General features: G+C 69.5%; 15 protein-coding genes. 3 read left to right on the top strand and 12 right to left on the bottom strand.

What is annotated here, in order from left to right; all coding sequences use genetic code 11:
* Positions 1–32: 32 nt before the first annotated feature.
* The 4 genes from ACYVGN_RS12820 to ACYVGN_RS12805 all read right to left on the bottom strand — a co-directional run bounded on the left by ACYVGN_RS12820 (position 33) and on the right by ACYVGN_RS12805 (position 5,398).
* The gene (locus ACYVGN_RS12820; RefSeq protein ID WP_460791210.1) at positions 33–2,333 is read right to left on the bottom strand and encodes a hypothetical protein; all 2,301 of its coding nucleotides are present in this window, start codon (positions 2,331–2,333) and stop codon (positions 33–35) included.
* 115 nt (positions 2,334–2,448) lie between these two features.
* Positions 2,449–3,699, bottom strand: a complete 1,251-nt coding sequence (cysN, locus tag ACYVGN_RS12815) for a sulfate adenylyltransferase subunit CysN (protein WP_460791208.1) — start codon at positions 3,697–3,699, stop codon at positions 2,449–2,451.
* 2 nt (positions 3,700–3,701) lie between these two features.
* On the bottom strand, positions 3,702–4,613 hold the full coding sequence (gene cysD, locus ACYVGN_RS12810) for a sulfate adenylyltransferase subunit CysD (RefSeq protein WP_460791206.1): 912 nt from the start codon (positions 4,611–4,613) through the stop codon (positions 3,702–3,704).
* A gap of 11 nt (positions 4,614–4,624) precedes the next feature.
* Positions 4,625–5,398, bottom strand: a complete 774-nt coding sequence (locus ACYVGN_RS12805) for an inositol monophosphatase family protein (protein WP_460791204.1) — start codon at positions 5,396–5,398, stop codon at positions 4,625–4,627.
* A gap of 163 nt (positions 5,399–5,561) precedes the next feature.
* Here ACYVGN_RS12805 and ACYVGN_RS12800 point away from each other — a divergent pair, with 163 nt between their 5' ends.
* From ACYVGN_RS12800 to ACYVGN_RS12790, 3 genes are all read left to right on the top strand, one after another.
* Complete coding sequence (locus tag ACYVGN_RS12800; RefSeq protein WP_460791202.1) at positions 5,562–6,509, top strand: sulfite exporter TauE/SafE family protein; 948 nt, start codon at positions 5,562–5,564, stop codon at positions 6,507–6,509.
* Between the two features lie 94 nt (positions 6,510–6,603).
* A complete protein-coding gene (locus ACYVGN_RS12795) occupies positions 6,604–7,587 on the top strand; it encodes a GDP-mannose 4,6-dehydratase (protein ID WP_460791201.1) in 984 nt (327 codons plus the stop codon).
* Between the two features lies 1 nt (position 7,588).
* Positions 7,589–8,491 (top strand): NAD-dependent epimerase/dehydratase family protein, encoded by a 903-nt coding sequence (locus ACYVGN_RS12790; RefSeq protein ID WP_460791199.1) that lies wholly within the window; start codon positions 7,589–7,591, stop codon positions 8,489–8,491.
* A 2-nt stretch (positions 8,492–8,493) separates the two neighbouring features.
* Here ACYVGN_RS12790 and ACYVGN_RS12785 read toward each other — a convergent pair whose 3' ends face one another.
* Genes ACYVGN_RS12785 through ACYVGN_RS12750 form a run of 8 tightly spaced genes read right to left on the bottom strand, consistent with a single transcriptional unit; the run spans position 8,494 to position 16,867 of the window.
* Positions 8,494–9,390 (bottom strand): sulfotransferase family protein, encoded by an 897-nt coding sequence (locus tag ACYVGN_RS12785; protein ID WP_460791198.1) that lies wholly within the window; start codon positions 9,388–9,390, stop codon positions 8,494–8,496.
* A 40-nt stretch (positions 9,391–9,430) separates the two neighbouring features.
* The gene (locus ACYVGN_RS12780; RefSeq protein WP_460791196.1) at positions 9,431–10,873 is read right to left on the bottom strand and encodes an oligosaccharide flippase family protein; all 1,443 of its coding nucleotides are present in this window, start codon (positions 10,871–10,873) and stop codon (positions 9,431–9,433) included.
* The gene (locus tag ACYVGN_RS12775) at positions 10,870–12,123 is read right to left on the bottom strand and encodes an acyltransferase family protein (protein ID WP_460791195.1); all 1,254 of its coding nucleotides are present in this window, start codon (positions 12,121–12,123) and stop codon (positions 10,870–10,872) included. Before ACYVGN_RS12775 ends, ACYVGN_RS12780 begins: the two co-directional genes overlap by 4 nt.
* Complete coding sequence (locus ACYVGN_RS12770; RefSeq protein ID WP_460791193.1) at positions 12,120–13,244, bottom strand: glycosyltransferase family 4 protein; 1,125 nt, start codon at positions 13,242–13,244, stop codon at positions 12,120–12,122. The genes ACYVGN_RS12775 and ACYVGN_RS12770 overlap by 4 nt, the downstream gene beginning before the upstream one ends.
* Entirely contained in the window at positions 13,241–14,155 is a 915-nt protein-coding gene (locus tag ACYVGN_RS12765; protein WP_460791192.1) for an NAD-dependent epimerase/dehydratase family protein, read from the bottom strand. Before ACYVGN_RS12765 ends, ACYVGN_RS12770 begins: the two co-directional genes overlap by 4 nt.
* Positions 14,155–15,225, bottom strand: coding sequence for a glycosyltransferase (locus ACYVGN_RS12760; RefSeq protein WP_460791190.1), 1,071 nt, complete (start codon positions 15,223–15,225; stop codon positions 14,155–14,157). Before ACYVGN_RS12760 ends, ACYVGN_RS12765 begins: the two co-directional genes overlap by 1 nt.
* Positions 15,225–16,343, bottom strand: coding sequence for a hypothetical protein (locus ACYVGN_RS12755; RefSeq protein ID WP_460791188.1), 1,119 nt, complete (start codon positions 16,341–16,343; stop codon positions 15,225–15,227). The genes ACYVGN_RS12760 and ACYVGN_RS12755 overlap by 1 nt, the downstream gene beginning before the upstream one ends.
* Positions 16,340–16,867 carry an acyltransferase gene (locus ACYVGN_RS12750; protein ID WP_460791186.1) on the bottom strand — a complete coding sequence of 176 codons (528 nt, stop codon included), beginning with the start codon at positions 16,865–16,867 and terminating at the stop codon, positions 16,340–16,342. Before ACYVGN_RS12750 ends, ACYVGN_RS12755 begins: the two co-directional genes overlap by 4 nt.
* Positions 16,868–16,917: the final 50 nt, after the last annotated feature.

Raw genomic sequence — 16,917 nt, 5'->3', positions numbered from 1 at the left:
ATCGCCGCACGGATCGCGAGGCGCGCCTGCGATCATCGGGTCAGAGCCGCTTCGAGTCGCGGGACGTCCAGGCCGTAGTACATGCTCGGCGCGCCGTCGAGCGCGATCCGCACTTCGCCGTCCTTCACGGGGACGGCGCTGCGACGCCCGATCACGTCGATTCGGGTCACCGCTCCGCTTGCGGGCACCGTGACCTCGTCACGGGTGCGCCAGGTGTCCTCCCACGGTTCGGGCGAGGGAAAGAAGTCGCCGTCGCGCGCCCCTTCCGTGTTGAGGATGTACCCGTCGGCCCGGGTCCACAGCAGCGTGAGCAGACCGCGCGGCGTATCGAACACCATGCCCCGCCGGGCGGTCCCCCTGAAGTCGAGCCACCTCCGGAACGAGGACTGGTCGAGCTGCTCGGCGATGTTCGCGAAGGCGAGCAGCGAGGGCTTCGGACTGCGGTCCCGCAGCATGAGACCGAAGTGGTACTCGCGATTGCCCGGATCGGCCCGGTGCAGGTCCGCATACAGTCCGTCGTACAGCTGATACCAGAGCAACGCCGTCACATCGTGCGCCTTCGCGATGGCCGCCGAGAGCACGACGTTCTCGGCGGCGTGCCGATAGGTGTCGCTCCACCAGGAATTCGGCTTGGTGACCGCGTACGCCTCGGTCAGCCAGAGCTCGAGAGCGCCGCCGGCACGCTGCTCGATGAGCCGTCGCGCCTCCTTGAGCGCGCCGAGGAAGTTCCAGTACACGCCTTCGCCGCGCGTCCAGTCTGCGGGAGGCGGCGCATAGTCCGGCGTGACGTTCGCGCGGCCCGGATGGAGGTTGAACGCGTGCGCGTACTTCGCGAGGCCGGCGTCGTACATCCCCTCGGCATAGGCGAGGTCCATCCCGGCGAGTCCCTGAGCGAGAAGGCGCACGGTGCTGCTCCGGCGGTCGAGCTCGCGACGGAACGCGGTCAGCCACTTCTCGACGTAGCGCCGCGCGCCGTCGCCGCTCAGGATCCCGTCTCCCAGCATGTTCCACTCGTTCGCGCATTCGTAGTGGGTCGCGCCACCCGCCTCGGCCTCGTCGATGACCTTCGCCGCGTACGCCTGGAGTGCCGCGTCATCTCCATCGAACTGCCCGGGGGTCTCCGGGATCGTCAGATGGCTCTGGGTGAATCCCAGACGGGCCGCCTCGCCGCTCGGGTAGACCAACCGGCGCACCTTCCGGACGCCGATCCGCTTGAGGAGCGTGCGCTCCTCCGGCAGGTCGAACAGATGCCCGGCGGCCGTGCCGAACATCGACGTCGCGCCCTCCACGAAACGATGCGGAGGAAGAACCGCGACGTTCGTGCGCACGAGATCGCGGTCGGCGCCGGCGGACACCGTCAGCTCGACGAACGCGATGCCTCGACCCGGCAGCCGGACCTCGACGTCGTCGGTCGCGGTCGAGCCCTCGTCCGCGACCACGGTGCGCCGGCGGTCCGCGACGACCCGTCCGTCGAAGTCGTGCGCCAGCCAGCGGAACGTGATGGCCCGCTCCGGCCCTTCGTTGTGCGCCACCCCGTGCACCACGAGCGGCCTGTCGGCTCGATCCCAGATGTTGAAGGGCCTGTCCGTCCATACGCCGGCCGCGAGCGGCTTGCCGAATGCCGCGGCGGCGTACACCGCCGGGTGCGGCGCGTCGCCGATGAGCACGACGGACCGGGCACGGAACACTCCGGCAGAGAGCCGCTCGCCCGGAAGGCTCAGCTCAGATCCGCTGCGCCAGTCGGCATTGCCCTCGCGTGCGACGATCGCGAGCGCGCGGCCCGCCACGTGCTGGACGTACACGAGATCCGTCTCGTCCTCGAACGGGATCCCGCCCCGCGGGTCGCGGCGCCACGCGGCGACGCCGTAGGCCACCTCCTCTGTCGCACCACCCGCAGCGGGCTCGCGACGCATGAGCGCCGTCGCGCTGCTCTCGAGGCCGGGAGAGCTGACGTCGAACTGGATCTCCAGGCGCCGTCCCCGCGGAGTGAAGGTCCCACGGAGAGTGGCGGATCCGGCGACCTCGTAATCCACCGTGAGCGCGGACGCGCCGTCCTCGCCGCGCGTGATCGAGACGGATCCAGAGGTTCCGATCACCTCGCCGACCCGATACCCCCCGAACCGCTGCAGCGGAGTGCCGTCGCCGGCGCGCAGGACGACGGCTCCCCCGCCGCCGGCTTCCGCCGCGATCGAGAACCCGACGCCGGGCACCATGAGCTCCGAATCCGGTGATGTGGTCGGCTGCGGAGGCCGGGGCCGGGAGTCCTCCAGCAACGGCGCCACCGCCGGGTACAGCGCCGCCGTGCCCAGCACCGCGACGCCGCCGATCAGCATGCCCCGCCGAGTCAGGCGAGAAGGCCCTCGCGAGCCCTTCGCATCGGTTTCCCTGGACATCACACCCCCTGAGCAGGTCAGGGCCGGACGCGCGCGTCGCCGGCCGCGGGCTGAGTCAGTCGGCGTCGTTGATGGTGCAGGCGGCGACGGTCGAGTTGGTCGACTCGTCGATCATGACGAAGGCCCCCGTGTTCCTGTTGCGGGAATACGGGTCCGCGACCAGCGGGGACGTCATGCGGAGGGTGACGCGGCCGATCGCGTTCAGACCGAGCGTGTCCACATCCTGCTTGCGGTGCAGCGAGTTGACGTCGAGCTCGTACTGCACGGCCTTGACGACGCAGCGCGCCTCGCGGCTGTTGTGCAGCACCGCATACTTCTTGCCGACCACGAGCGGCGCCTCGTCCATCCAGCAGATGGTCGCGTCGATGTCCTGCGACACGTGAGGGTGGTTGTGGGGACGACAGATCACGTCGCCGCGCGAGATGTCGATCTCGTCCTCCAGCCGGACCGTGACCGACATGGGCGGGAAGGCCTCCTGAATCGGCCCGTCGGCGGTGTCGATGCCGGAGATGCGGCTCGTGAGGCCCGAGGGGAGCACGAGGACCTCATCGCCGACCTTCATCAGGCCACCCGCGACCTGACCCGCGTAGCCCCGGTAGTCGCGGTGCTCGCTCTGCTGCGGACGGATCACGTACTGCACGGGGAAGCGGACGTCCTGCAGGTTGCGGTCGCCGCCGATGTACACGTTCTCCAGGTGGTGCAGAAGCGACGGACCGTCATACCAGGGCATCTTCTCGCTGCGCGTCACCACATTGTCTCCGGCGAGCGCGGACAGCGGGATGGCCGTCAGGTCGTTGATGTTCAGGCGGGTGCAGAAGTCGTAGAACTCGTCGCGAATGCTCGTGAAGACGTCTTCCGACCAGTCCACGAGGTCCATCTTGTTCACGGCGAGCACCAGGTGCGGGACCCGCAGCAGCGATGCGATCGTGGCGTGCCGTCGGCTCTGCTCCAGCACGCCCTTGCGAGCGTCGACGAGCACGATGGCCAGATCGGCGGTCGACGCCCCCGTGACCATGTTCCGGGTGTACTGGGCGTGGCCCGGGGTGTCCGCGATGATGAACTTGCGCTTCGGCGTCGCGAAGTAGCGGTACGCCACGTCGATCGTGATGCCCTGTTCGCGCTCGGCGCGAAGCCCGTCCGTCAGGAGCGACAGGTCGACGTACTCGTCGCCACGGCTCTTGCTGGTCGCCTCGACGCTCTCCAGCTGATCGGCGAAGATCGACTTCGAGTCGTAGAGCAGGCGGCCGATGAGGGTGCTCTTGCCGTCGTCGACCGAACCGGCGGTCGCGAATCGCAGCATGTCCATGATCAGAAGTACCCCTGCTTCTTCCGGTCCTCCATCGCGGCCTCGCTCACCTTGTCGTCGCCGCGCGTGGCGCCGCGCTCCGTGATGCGCGTGGTCGCGACCTCTTCGATGACGAGATCGATCGTGGTCGCCTCCGAGGCGACCGCAGCCGTCAGCGTGGCGTCCCCGACCGTGCGGTAGCGCACCATGCGCGGCCCGACGATCTCCCCGTCCTTGGGGCGGCAGAACTCGTTCGCCTCGAAGAGCATGCCGTTGCGCTCGAACACCTGACGCTCGCTCGCGTAGTAGATGGGCGGCAGCTCGATCGAGTCATGCCGGATGTACTCCCAGATGTCGAGCTCTGTCCAGTTCGACAGCGGGAAGACGCGGATGGACTCGCCGGGGTGCACGCGGCCGTTGTAGAGATTCCAGATCTCCGGACGCTGGTTCTTCGGGTCCCACTGGCCGAACTCGTCGCGGAAGGAGAACACCCGCTCCTTCGCCCTGGCCTTCTCCTCGTCGCGACGGGCGCCGCCCAGCATGGCGGTGAAGCCGTTGCGCTCGACCGTCTCGAGCAGCACGGGCGTCTGGATCCGGTTGCGCGATCCGTTCGGCTCCTCGCGCACCAGACCGCGCTCGATCGCCTCGGGCACGGACCCGATCACGAGACGCAGGTTGTGCTTCTCGACGTGGGCGTCGCGGAATGCGATCACCTCGGGGAAGTTGTGACCCGTGTCGATGTGGACGATCGGGAAGGGCAGCGGCGCCGGGTGGAACGCCTTCATCGCCAGGTGCAGCAGGACGATCGAGTCCTTGCCGCCCGAGAAAAGCAGCGCGGGCTTCTCCATCTGCGCCACCACCTCGCGGATGATGTGGATGGACTCGGCCTCCAGCTGCTTCAGCTGGGAGAGCGAGTAGTGGGCGTCGGACGTCACCGAGACTCCTTTCACTCGGGCTGGGCCGCGAGAGCGTCGGCGATCGCGCTCATGATGCGGTCCGTCAGCTCGGGTCGGCAGACGACGAGGTCGGGCAGGTAGGGGTTCGGCTGGTTGTACACCAGCTCAGAACCGTCGAGCCGGGAAGTGTGCAGGCCCGCGGCGCGGGCGACGGCGATGGGCGCGGCGGAATCCCACTCGTACTGGCCGCCACCATGGATGTACGCGTCGGACTCGCCCGTGACCACGGACGAGATCTTCACTCCTGCGGAGCCCATCGGGACCAGCTCCGCGCCGAGAGCGGCGGCGACGTGCTCGACCAGAGCGGGCGGACGAGTCCGACTCACCGCGATGCGGATCGGTCCGTCCTGCGCGGGGGCGTGTCCCGACAGGTCGCTCGACACGAGCACCCGCTCGGGGCCGCCGAGCGCGACCGCTCCCAGCGCCAGCTCGCCGTCGACCACCAGTCCGGCATGCACGGCCCAGTCGTCCCTGCCCTCGGAGAACTCCCGGGTGCCGTCGAGCGGGTCGATGATCCATACCCGCGACGCGGCGAGGCGGGCATCACTGTCGGCGGCCTCCTCGCTCAGCACGGCGTCCCCGGCGGCACGCTCCGCGAGCGTCGCCGCGATCACGAGCTGCGCCTCGGCGTCGCCGAGATCCTTGAGGGCGCGACCCTCGAGGCCGGGATTGGCGGCACGCACGTCGATGAGCCGGTGGGCGGCGGCCTCCGCGACGGCGCGCGCCGTCTCGGCGTCGGCAGGGCGGAGGCGATCGGTGGTCATCACAGAGCTCAGGGCGTCGTCCAATCGGCGGAGTGTCGGCATCCTGACGATACCCCAGCCACGGGAGGGCCTCCCACACGGGCGCCGGTACGGGTACGGGTGCCCGTCATGCAAGGCCTCGCGGCGACGGGGCCCCGATGCCGAAGTGTTAGCGTCGGTGTTCGTGGACTGGGGATTGGCACTCGCGGCATTCGGCATCGGGATCGTCGTCGGCCTCACTGGTATGGGCGGCGGCGCGTTGATGACGCCGACCCTCGTGCTGTTCTTCGGAGTGAACCCCCTGACGGCGGTCTCCAGCGATCTGATCACCTCGGCTGTCATGAAGCCGGCAGGATCCATCGTCCACGCGCGGCACGGCACCGTGCACTGGCGGATCGTGCTGTGGCTGATGATCGGCTCGGTGCCGTCCGCGTTCCTCGGCGCGGTGCTCATCGGCGCGATCGGCCCGCTCGTGGGCGTGACGGCGTTCGTGAAGACGGCTCTCGGCATCGCGCTTCTCATCGCGGCCGGCCTGCTCATCGTGAAGGCCTACCTCGGCCTCGTCGAATGGGCGCGCGAGCGGAAGGGCCTGGCGGCCCCGAAGCTCGACGTGCCCTCCAGCGACATCCCCGTGCGCGTCATCCCCACCCTGCTCGTCGGCATCGTCGGCGGCCTCATGGTGGGCGTGACCTCGGTCGGCTCCGGATCGTTCATCATCATCGCCCTGATGGCGCTCTACCCGCTTCTGTCCATGAACCGCCTCGTCGGCACGGATCTCGTGCAGGCCGTCCCGCTCGTCATCGCCGCGGCGGGCGGGCACCTGCTGTTCGGGCACGTCGACTGGTCCATCGTGCTCCCCCTGACGATCGGCAGCGTGCCGGGCGCGATCCTGGGTGCGCAGTTCTCGTCGCGCGTCCCCGGCGGGCTCGTCCGCCGGGCACTGGCGATCGTCCTGCTCGCGGCGGGGCTCAAGCTGCTTCAGGTGAGCAACGAGGTGACGCTGATCGCGGTGGCGGCAGCGCTGGTCGTCGGGACGGTCGGCTGGATGATGGTCCGGAAAGGACACGGCCTCGAGTCGTCGTCCCGGCGCGAGCGCCGCATCCTCGAGGCCCAGGCCACCGGAGACGACTGATTCGCCCGATACCATGTCGTCGTCTCCGGCCGACCGCATGGCCACCAGGGCCGTCTGACACGATCACGGCCGCCCCCAAAGGAACGGAACAAGTATGCGCGCACTGATCACCGGAATCACGGGACAGGACGGCGGCCATCTCGCCGAGCTGCTCCACGAGAAGGGGTACGAGATCTTCGGCCTCATCCGCGGGCAGCAGAACCCGCGCCGCGATGAGGTCGCGCGCGAGTTCCCCTACGTCCAGCTGATCGAGGGCGATCTTGCCGACCCGACCTCCATCGTGCGCGCGGTCGACGTCTCCCAGCCCGACGAGGTGTACAACCTCGCGGCGATCAGCCACGTGGGGTACTCGTTCAAGAACCCCACCCTCACCGCCGAGGTGACCGGCAAGGGCGTGCTCAACGTGCTCGAGGCGGTCCGCCTGGCGGGCCGCGCCGAGTCCACGAAGGTCTACCAGGCCTCGACGTCCGAGATGTTCGGCGGACTGGACTACAACCGCCCCGGGAAGGGTTACAACGAGAACTCCCTGTTCCACCCGCGGAGCCCATACGGCGTCGCGAAGCTCTACGGCCACTGGATCGCCAAGAACTACCGGGAGAGCTACGGGATGTTCGTGTCGTGCGGCATCCTGTTCAACCACGAGGGCGAGCGCCGCGGCGTCGAGTTCGTGACGCGCAAGATCACGAACGCCGTCGCCCGGATCCACGCCGGCCTGCAGGACCACATCGAGCTCGGCGACCTGTGGCCGAAGCGCGACTGGGGCTACGCGGGCGACTATGTGCGGGGCATGTGGCAGATGGTCCAGCACGACACGCCGGACGACTTCGTGCTCGCGACGGGCGAGACGCACTCCATCGAGGAGTTCCTCACGCTCGCGTTCGCCGAGATCGGCGTCGACGACTGGAAGCCCTACGTCAAGCAGAACCCGGCGTTCATGCGCCCGGCGGAGGTCGACATCCTTCTCGGGGATCCCGCCAAGGCCGAGACCGAGCTGGGGTGGACCCGAGAGGTCGACTTCCCCGGCCTCGTGAAGCGCATGGTCGCGCACGATCTCAAGCTCATCGGCGCCGCCCGCTGACATGGGCCTCCGCATCGCCGTCACGGGAGTCGACGGCTTCGTGGGCCGTCATCTCGCTGCGCGTGCAGCGGCGCGAGGGCATGAGGTCCTCGGGATCACGCGCCGGCAGCCAGCCGACGAACCCGAGGGGGTCGCCGACCTGGTCGTCGCAGACCTGACCGAGCGATGGCCCGCCCTCCCACGGTTCGACGTCGTGATGCATCTCGCCGGACTCGCGGCCGTCGGCCCGTCGTTCGACGACCCGATGCGCTATATCCAGGCGAACGGGGCGATGGTCGTCAACATGTGCGAATCCCTGATCGCCCAGGGCCGCGCGGGCACGCGCGTCGTCGCGTCCAGCACGGGCGCCGTCTACGCGGGCACCGCATCGCCCATCGATGAGACATCACCGGTCACGGCGACCTCGCCCTACGCGATCAGCAAGCTCCTGGCGGAGCATCTCCTCTCGTACTACGGCCGCCGCGGCCTCAGCACCGTCTCGGCACGCCCGTTCAACCACATCGGACCGCACCAGGGTCCAGGCTTCCTCGTCCCCGACCTCATCAGCCGGCTGCGAGACCTGCCACCCGGCGTCCCCCTGACGACCGGCGACCTCACGACCGCCCGTGACTACACGGACGTGCGAGACGTCGTCGACGCCTATCTGCTGCTCTGCGAAGCGCCCGCACTGCAGCACGAGGTGTACAACATCGCATCGGGACGGGCCAGGACCGGGAACGAGGTCCTGGCCGCGATCTGCGCCGCCATGGGACGCGAGGTCCCCGCGACCGACATGACCGGCGCGCGGCCCATCGACGTGGCCTCGGTCACAGGCGACTCGAGCCGCCTGCGCTCCGAACTGGGCTGGCGGCCGGCGATCGAGTTCGAGAACTCGATCGCCGACGCGGTCGCCTCAAGCGCCTGAGCTCAGGCGAGGTCCTCGAAGCTGTAGCCGAAGCGTGCGATCCGCGGCTCGTAGCGCTCGATCGTCCGGGCCAGCCTGCGGCGCCCGATCGTCGGGACGATGAGCCGCTCGAGGATGCGGGCGACCTCACGATGCGCGCCGCCCTTCGGGTTGAGCGGCACGAGCCGCTCGCCCTGACCGCGCATCGCCGACCAGTAGCGGCGGTAGACGCCATCGCGGTCGGAGACGTCCGATACGTCGAACCCCACGTCACGCAGGCCCAGGAACGCCCCCACGGCGGACATCGTCGCGTCGGGCTTCGCGATCAGGTCCTCGTACTTCACGAGGAGCGACTCCCGCAGGTGCGGCTGGTCCGCCTCGAACATCTCCATGGCGACGCACCAGTGATCGATCAGCTGCTCGAAGTCCAGCCCGATCCGCGCAGCCGGGTGCGTCCACTTGCGGGTCGCGAGGGCCTGTGTGACAGGGTGGCGGGAGATCACGATGGAGGTGCTGCGCGGGAACGCCTCCTGGAGGAAGCGCATTCGCCCGAGGTTGCTCGGGGACTTCTCGACGTAGAGCTCGGCCTCAGGACGCGACCAGTACGGCTGCCAGCCTGCGAGCATGCGGGCGGCCGCATCCGGGATGCGCTTCGCATCGGCCTCGTCCATATGCGCTGCCGGGTGGAACGCCCAGTGGCTGATCCCGCCGATCCATCCGGCCTGCTCCTTCGCCATGCGGTGGTCGTCGATGACGACGTCCTGCACGAACTGCCCCTCGTCCTCGGGGGTGTGCGTGCCGACCAGGCCTGCCGCATCGGGGTGCGCCGCGATCAGACGACCGAGCAGGGTCGTGCCGCTGCGCTGCAGGCCGCCGATGAAGGCGATTCGAACGTCCGGGGTCAACGTCGTCGTGGTCATTCCGCTCCTCGTGCTTGCTTCGATCGAAAGTGCTCGGCGCTCATCGGGCGCGCCTCACGGTGTCTGCGAGAGCCGCGAAGTCCCGCTTCACGGCGGGGATCACCGCCGCGACGGCGATCGTGACGACGGCTGCGGCCGCCCCGACCAGGAGCGTGATGATGTCGGGCAGCGCCATGAGAGTCGTCGCCCATGCGCTCGCGGCGGCCGCTCCCGACACCGCCACTCCTCTGAGGGTGACGACGACCTGCGGCGCCCACGGGATGCCTATCGCGCGCGCGGACAGCACGACGCTCACCGGCCACGCGAGCGCCCAGGCGACCGTGTTGCCGATCGCCACTCCGATCACGCCCCCCGGCAGGCCCGCAAGGGTGACGAGCAGGACTGCGACCTGAACCCACGCCGTCATCACCAGTCCCTCCTTGGACCGGCCGGACGCGATCAGGCCCCAGCGCGTCGACTGGGCGGCGGTGCGGAAGACCGCGCCGATGGCGAGGATGCGCACGATCTCGCCGGCGAGCTCCCATCCCGGGCCGAGAGCGACGGCGACGAGCTGCGGGGCGAGCGCGGATACGACGAGGAACAGCGCGGCAGACGGATAGGCGAGGAGCAGCTGAGCCCGGCTCGAGTACGCGGCGAACCGCTCGGGAGAATCGCGCAACCGGGACAGCACGGGCACTGCGATCCGCTGCAGCTGGTCGACCGCGAGCGTGACGGGCATGAAGATGATCTGCTGCGCCCTGTCGAACTGTCCGAGAGGAGCGGGCGCCGTGACCACTCCGAGTGCGGGCACGATCGCGGCATGAGACCCCGACGCGAGCGCGTTCATCCCGAAGATGCGCACGCCTTCGTTCACCAGCGCGGCCACCTCCCCTCGCCAGCGCGCGGGGCGTCCTGGCCGCCATCTTGCGAGGACGACGATCATCGCGCTCTGCAGTCCGATCTGGAGCAGCACCTGCACCGCCAAGGCGGCGGTTCCGTGCCCCGCGGCGGCGACGGCGATCGTGACCGCGAGGGCCAGGACCTGGGAGAGGATCTCGGCGGCGATGATCCGCGCGAACTGGAAATCGCGCAGAAGCTGGGCCTGAGACTGGCATGAGAGCGACGCGAAGAGGGGACCGAGCGCGAGCCACGCGAGAAGCGGGTGCAGCTCGGGCAGTCCGTAGACCTGGGGCAGGACGAACGACAGCGCGAGGACCGCTGCGGCGCCGAGGACGCCGAGCGCGACGTTGACGAGGAACAGCGTCGACCGCGCTGCCTGGGAGACCTGAGGCGCCTGCACCACCGCGAGGGTGAGGCCGAGCGGCATCAGGCTCATCACGTACGTCGCGATCGTGGTCGCGATCGCGGCCACGCCGAACTCCTCGGGCGCGATGAGTCGCGCGAGAACGACGATCGTCGTCAGCTTGACGAGGAGGGTCGCCGCCTGGCCGGCGAGGGAGAAGACGCCTCCCCGCGCCCCCGCCGAGGCGAGAGAACGGCTCACGCGGCGGGCCCGCGGGATACCGCCGGATCCGCCACCCGCGGCGTACGCGCCTTGCCGAATCGCATCGCGGGCTTCTCCACGAGGTGATAGGTCGCGAAGGAGAGGCCGACAGTGATCGCGAACACCAGCGCGACCATCCCGAGCCACCCCGCGAGTCCCTCCTGACGCGGGAAGCCGGCCCTCTCGAGGAAGGCGATGACCGGCATGTGCCAGAGATACACGCTGTAGGAGATGAGACCCGCCTGCACGAACGGCCAGGTCTCCAGAGTCCGCGCCACGCGCGGCACGCCGCCGTCGGAGCGAGGCGCCGCCACGAAGAGGACGAGCGCCGCCGCGAGAACGGCGATGCCCGAGTCCGTCGTGTCCACGATGCGGCCGACGAGCACCGCGGCGACGCCGACGGCCAGGCCGATCCACCGGAGCCGCGCTCCCGCGACTGCGGAGATCCGCCCGGCTGCGATGAGGTTGCAGATCACGGCGGCGACCATGCCCCAGGCGAACAGATCTGCGTGGTACAGGAAGCTGCGCGCCAGCACCGAGGTCCAGTTGGCGCCCCAGGCCATGGCCTGCGCCTCGGCGGCGTTCGCCGGCTCCGTCACGAGGTGGAACCACGACTTGCCGGCGAACCCGATCACGAGGAGCAGGGCGGGGGCGATCAGGGCGCCCCCCACGGTTCCGGGACGCCCGCGGCGGACGCTCAACACGGCCACGGCGATGATCGGCATCACGATGTAGAACACCAGCTCGACCGTGAGAGACCAGGCCACGCTGATCCCGGTGCGCAGGGTGTCCGGGAACAGCGTCTGCGCCATGAAGAGGTTGGCGACGATCATGCCGGGGTCCGTCATGTACCCGAACGGCTGTGCGCCGAACTTGCCGCCCTGCTGCTCGGCACCCAGACTGGCGACGCCGAACACCCACGCGACGAGCGCGAAGATCGCGAGATATCCGGGCCAGATCCGGAAGAACCGGCTGCGCGTGTACCGACGGATGTCAGGCGCGGGTCGGTCGCCCATGATCGCGGCAGCGAAGGGGCGGTACAGCAGGAAGCCGGACAGGGCGAAGAACAGCACGAGCCCCATTCGGCCGTAGTCGAAGGCCTCGCCGACGATCCCGCCGCCGCTCGCCGGTCCGAAGCGGGGCCCCGCGTGACCCACGAGGACCCCGAGTGCCGCGATGCCTCGCAGGCCTTCCAGTCCCGCCAGGCGCCCCTGAGCCGCGATCACCTGGCGCTCCCGGGTCACCGTCATGAGCGCGCTCCCTCTGCGCCCCGGCCGAAGAGCGTTCGGAGCTCTGCGGTGAGGGTCTCCCCGAAGGCTCGCCACGAGTAGGTCGACTCCACCTTCTCGAGCGCGGAGCGCGACGCCGCCTCATAGCGCCCTGGCTCATCCACCAGCCGCTCGACCGCGTCCGCGAGCGACGCTGCTTCGACCCGCTCCGACACCTCGCCGATGCCGAACTCCTCGACCTGCTGCGGCAGCGCGCCGACGGGCGTCGCCGCGACCGGGACGCCGAACGTCGCCGCATTGGTCACGACGCCCGACTGGCTCGCCTCCTTGTAGGGGAGCATCAGGATGTCGAACCCCGCGAAGATCTCAGGGATCTCGCGCTCGTCGATCCAGCGCACCTGCCAGTCGATGAGGTGCTCCGTGCGTCGCACGAGTTCCGGATCCGCCTCGCCGTTGCCCGCCACGATGCCGCGCACCGCGCGGCCCCGCCGGTCGAGCTCCAGCACGGTCTCTGCGAACAGATCGACGCCCTTGTACTCCACGATGCGGCCGAAGAAGCCGAGCTTCAACGGCTCCGACGGGACGTCGCGGACGGGGGCATCCACCGTGTCGGCACCCAGCGGCAGAGAGGTCACCCTCCGCCCGCGGACCTGGCGACGCAGTTCGACGGCGGAATGCTCAGAGTAGGCCGCGACGAGATCCGCGCGCGAGATGTCCCGCTTGCGCGCCAGTGCGACGATCCGGCGCTGCTCTCCCTTGTGCTCCACCGCGTCATGGATCGAGGACACGTACTTGACCCCACGAGGCACGGTGAACGGCATCGCCAGCGACTGCCACAGGCTGAGCATCCCGGAGAAGACGACGTCGATGTCATTGTCGAGGATGTAGCGGCGCAGGGAGCGCACGGCCGCGAACCAGCGGGGCACCCCCAGCACCAGCTCTCGCATCGAGCGGTAGGTGTCCACGACGTGCGACGGCAGGGCGAGCGACTCCCAGTCGCTCGCGTTGTCCGCGTACGCAGAGTAGGCGATGTGCACCTCCACCCCGGGAACCTGCGCCAGCCCGGAGGCCATGCGCTGGCTGAAGCGCGGCCCACCGCCGTTGGCGCCCCAGTGGAGCACGAGCACCTTCAGATCCGTCATTGACGCCAGTCCTTCCACGTCTGTGCGATACCGGCCTCCAGAGTGGCCAGTTCCGGCGTGCCGAAGCGTTCGACGTACCGCCCCAGGTCGAGGACGATGTGCTCGACGAACGAGGGAGGAACCGGGCGCGATTCGACAGGCAGCTCGGCTCCCGTGACCTTGCGCACGGTGTCGATGATCGCCGCCACAGTCGCCCCGCCGCCGCTTCCGATGTTGACCGCGCCGGTGAATTCGCGATCAGCCACGATGGCGGCGACCATCCGCGTCAGGTCGTCGATGTGGATGTAGTCGCGCACCATCGTCCCGTCGCCCAGCTGCATCACCGAGGAACCCGCCTCGGCGGCTCGCAGAAGCGCGCTGACCAGCCCGAATCCCGGAAGCGATCTGTCTGTCCGGAGCCCGTACGGGTTGGCGACCCTCAGCACGACCGACGACAGGCCGTGCTCGACGCCGTAGTACGCCAGGTAGCGCTCGATCGCCGCCTTGCCGATGCCGTACGGCGAGATGGGCAGCAGCGCGTCCTCCTCATGCGCGGCGCGATCGACCGAGCCGTACACCGTGCCGCCGGACGAGACGAAGATCACCCGCCCGACGCCGGTGGCCACGCACTGGCCGAGCATGTGAAGAGTCGGGAGCAGGTTGGCCTCGACGTCCGCCTGCGGACCGCCGAGCGTCTTGGCCGGCGTCGTCGCGGACAGGCTGTGGACCACAAGATCCTGGCCCGTGATCGCGTGCCGGATCTCGTCGCCGCTGGAGAACGTGCCCACCACCTGACGCACGTTGCGAGCCGTGTAGCGGGGGCCGCTCGAGAACCGGTCGAACGCCTCCACGTCCCAGCCGTCGCGCGCCAGCTGGTCGACGAGGTGAGCGCCGATGAAGCCGTTGCCGCCGACCACGAGCGCGCGCGCCATCAGGCCTCTCCCCGATAGATCGCGAGGCTCTGAACCCCGAGCCGGGCATCGGTCAGGCGCTCGAGACCCGAGGCACGCGCCTCGGCGGCCATGCGCTGACGCAGCGCCTCGTCCGTCAGCAGCCGCTCCACGCCGTCACGCAGGCCCTGATCATCGGACGCGACGATGCCCGTGCGGTCGTGGACCACCGCGTCGCGGTTGCCGACGACATCCGACACGACCGCGGGGATCCCCCGCACCTGCGCCATCATGAGCGCATACGGCATGCCCTCCCACAGGGAAGGGAACAGGAGGATGTCCACCTTGGCCAGCTCGGCATCCAGCTCGTCCGGCGACATCCACCCGACCAGCCGCACGGGGGCGTCGCCGATCCATTCGTCGACCGGATCGTCCGGAGCCACGCCGTACCAGACGAAGTCGGCGAGGTGGGCGAGCTCCCGTGCCACGGCCGCGAACCGCCAGGGAGCCTTCTGGTAGACGACGCGACCCACCATCGCGACGATCGGGCGGTCGTGCACGGCTCCGGCCGGGCCCCAGGACTCGGCCTCCTCCCGCGCGACGCCCGTATCCACCAGGTGCGCGCGCTTCGCCTTCAGCACCTCGCGCGCGAGCTCGAACTCCGTCCGGCTGGTCAGGATCAGCTCGCTGCGCCTCGCCAGGACGCGTTCCGCGAGCTTCGTCGCGAACCGGGACGCGCGTGAGGTGTTCTCGCGGAGGAAGGCGAACCCGTGCGGTGAGTAGAACGTGGGCGTCGCCCCCTTCGCCACGAGGCGGCCGACCGCCCCGGCGAACGAGGAATGCAGGTGGATCGCGTCATAGTCGCCGCTGGCCGAGGCCTCGCGGATGAATCGCGCGAGGTGCACCAGATCCCGCCGCCCCGCACCGGCCCCGAGCTCGATCAGCTCGGCGCCTTCGAGCCGCCGCCCGAGGTCGTCCGCATGCGGGGTGTCGGGCCGGCGGGTGTACGCGACGACGGCGTCGGCCCCGAGCTCCAGCTGACGTCGGACATGCGAGCGGAGCACGGCGATGATCCCCCCGCCCATCGCCTCGGTGACATGCAGAACGCGCATCAGCTCTTCCCTCCTGCGAACTCGACGTCCTTCGACTCCGCCGGCTCGCCGACGGGCGCGAAGCGCACCGTGCCCACGGCGATCATCAGCGGGAGCAGGGGCACCAGGTGCCGCAGGGCCGAGCCGTAGTCCGGCTCGAACAGCGACTGGACCATGACGAACGCAAGGACGAGCGAGACGGCGCGGATCGTCAGTATGTTGTGCGGCGAGACGCTGTCCACGGTGCGGCCGAAGCGACTCGCCGACCGGAGGAAGCCGACCCACACGGTCACGAGCATCGCGGCGATCGCGACGTAGTAGACCTCGCCCTTCAGGGCGAGCGGCAGCGGCACGAACAGCGCGCCCACGGTCAGGATGTTGTTCGCGATCCCCGCGAAGGGCTGAGCGCCTTCGATGAAGGGCTCGATGACCGTGGCGGATGCGATCTCGGACCGGGTCTCGTTCGCCCGGGTCCGATACATGTCGGGGGCGATGTCGAAGACGAGCCAGAACCCGAGGCTCACGATCGCGATGCCGACGATCAGCCAGAACAGCAGCCATCTCACGCGCATGGGACGCCGTTGGAGCAGGCGGAACGCCACGTACCCGAGCGCGACGAGCAGCCAGTACTGCCGGAAGTTGAGCCCGTACCAGACCATGATGGCGAGGATCGCGATGTCCCAGAGCAGGTGGGGCCCGGCGATGAGCAGCGCGAGCACGATGAGGAGGACGAACGCGTCCTTCGAGTAGCCGCCGAGGTACACACCGCCGAGCACCGCCGCGATCGACAGAACGGCGACGCGATAGAGCGACGGGGATCCCTTGGAGCGGTTCACCGCGACGAGCAGAGTGACGACGAACAGCGCATAGCCGAGAAGGCCCGCGATGTCCGGGGCGTCCGCGAGCCCGAGGAAGCGATAGATCGCGCTGACGGTGTCGAAGGTGCTGTCGTCGTAGACGCGACCCTGCGCACCCTCCTGGATCTTGTCGGAGTCGAACCGGAAGTGCGCGGGGACGAACTGCTCGCGATAGAGGATGAACGCGGCGCCGATGGCCACGCTCACGACGAGCGCGAGCGGTTCCAGCTGCCGCAGCAGGATGCTTCCCCGCCGCTCCGTGGTCGGTTTCGCGGGCCTCATCGGAGATTCCGCTTGACGACGGCGGGGGCGCCGGCGGCGAGCACGTCGTCGGGGATGTCTCCGCGAACCACCGAGTTCGCACCGATCGTCGTCCGGTCGCCGATCCGCGCTCCCCGGAGCACCACCGTGCCGGCACCCAGCCAGCTGTCCTCGCCGATCCGGACCTCGCTCGTCGCGAACTCGTCCCGCCGCCCCGCGGGGCCGTGGTCCTCGGTGTGCACCGAGACGTTCTCACCGAACAGCGTCCGCGCACCGATGTGAAGAGGTGCGAACGCCACGATCGTCGAGTTCTTGCCGATGTAGACGCCGTCGCCGATCACCAGACGGTCCCTGACGACGATGCGCGCGCCGTGCTCGATCATCACGCCCTCGCCGAATCGGATGGACCCGCCGGCCTCCACACGGAACAGACTCGGGCTGCGCACGATGAAAGACGCCCCGGCCACTCGTCCCGCCGCCCGGAGCCGATACCACGTCGCGAACAGCATGCCCGCGAGGCGACGCACGTCGAACCGACTCGCCATGAGGAGCGCCTCCCGGTTGCTCGATCTTCTGGTCTCTCGCGCGCGGACCC

Source organism: Microbacterium lacusdiani, from assembly GCF_054779895.1.
Note: the sequence above shows the minus strand (reverse complement) of the source record. Positions and strands in the feature narration are given on the sequence as shown.

Bases quoted from the DNA above. Each gene is read 5' to 3' on its own strand.
- ACYVGN_RS12820 (WP_460791210.1), bottom strand. From the start codon at position 2,333: ATGCTGATCGGCGGCGTCGCGGTGCTGGGCACGGCGGCGCTGTACCCG.
- ACYVGN_RS12765 (WP_460791192.1), bottom strand. From the start codon at position 14,155: ATGGCGCGCGCGCTCGTGGTCGGCGGCAACGGCTTCATCGGCGCTCAC.
- cysN (WP_460791208.1), bottom strand. From the start codon at position 3,699: ATGGACATGCTGCGATTCGCGACCGCCGGTTCGGTCGACGACGGCAAG.
- ACYVGN_RS12750 (WP_460791186.1), bottom strand. From the start codon at position 16,867: ATGGCGAGTCGGTTCGACGTGCGTCGCCTCGCGGGCATGCTGTTCGCG.
- ACYVGN_RS12790 (WP_460791199.1), top strand. From the start codon at position 7,589: ATGGGCCTCCGCATCGCCGTCACGGGAGTCGACGGCTTCGTGGGCCGT.
- ACYVGN_RS12770 (WP_460791193.1), bottom strand. From the start codon at position 13,244: ATGACGGATCTGAAGGTGCTCGTGCTCCACTGGGGCGCCAACGGCGGT.
- ACYVGN_RS12775 (WP_460791195.1), bottom strand. From the start codon at position 12,123: ATGACGGTGACCCGGGAGCGCCAGGTGATCGCGGCTCAGGGGCGCCTG.
- ACYVGN_RS12785 (WP_460791198.1), bottom strand. From the start codon at position 9,390: ATGACCACGACGACGTTGACCCCGGACGTTCGAATCGCCTTCATCGGC.
- ACYVGN_RS12805 (WP_460791204.1), bottom strand. From the start codon at position 5,398: ATGACCACCGATCGCCTCCGCCCTGCCGACGCCGAGACGGCGCGCGCC.
- ACYVGN_RS12755 (WP_460791188.1), bottom strand. From the start codon at position 16,343: ATGAGGCCCGCGAAACCGACCACGGAGCGGCGGGGAAGCATCCTGCTG.
- ACYVGN_RS12760 (WP_460791190.1), bottom strand. From the start codon at position 15,225: ATGCGCGTTCTGCATGTCACCGAGGCGATGGGCGGGGGGATCATCGCC.
- ACYVGN_RS12795 (WP_460791201.1), top strand. From the start codon at position 6,604: ATGCGCGCACTGATCACCGGAATCACGGGACAGGACGGCGGCCATCTC.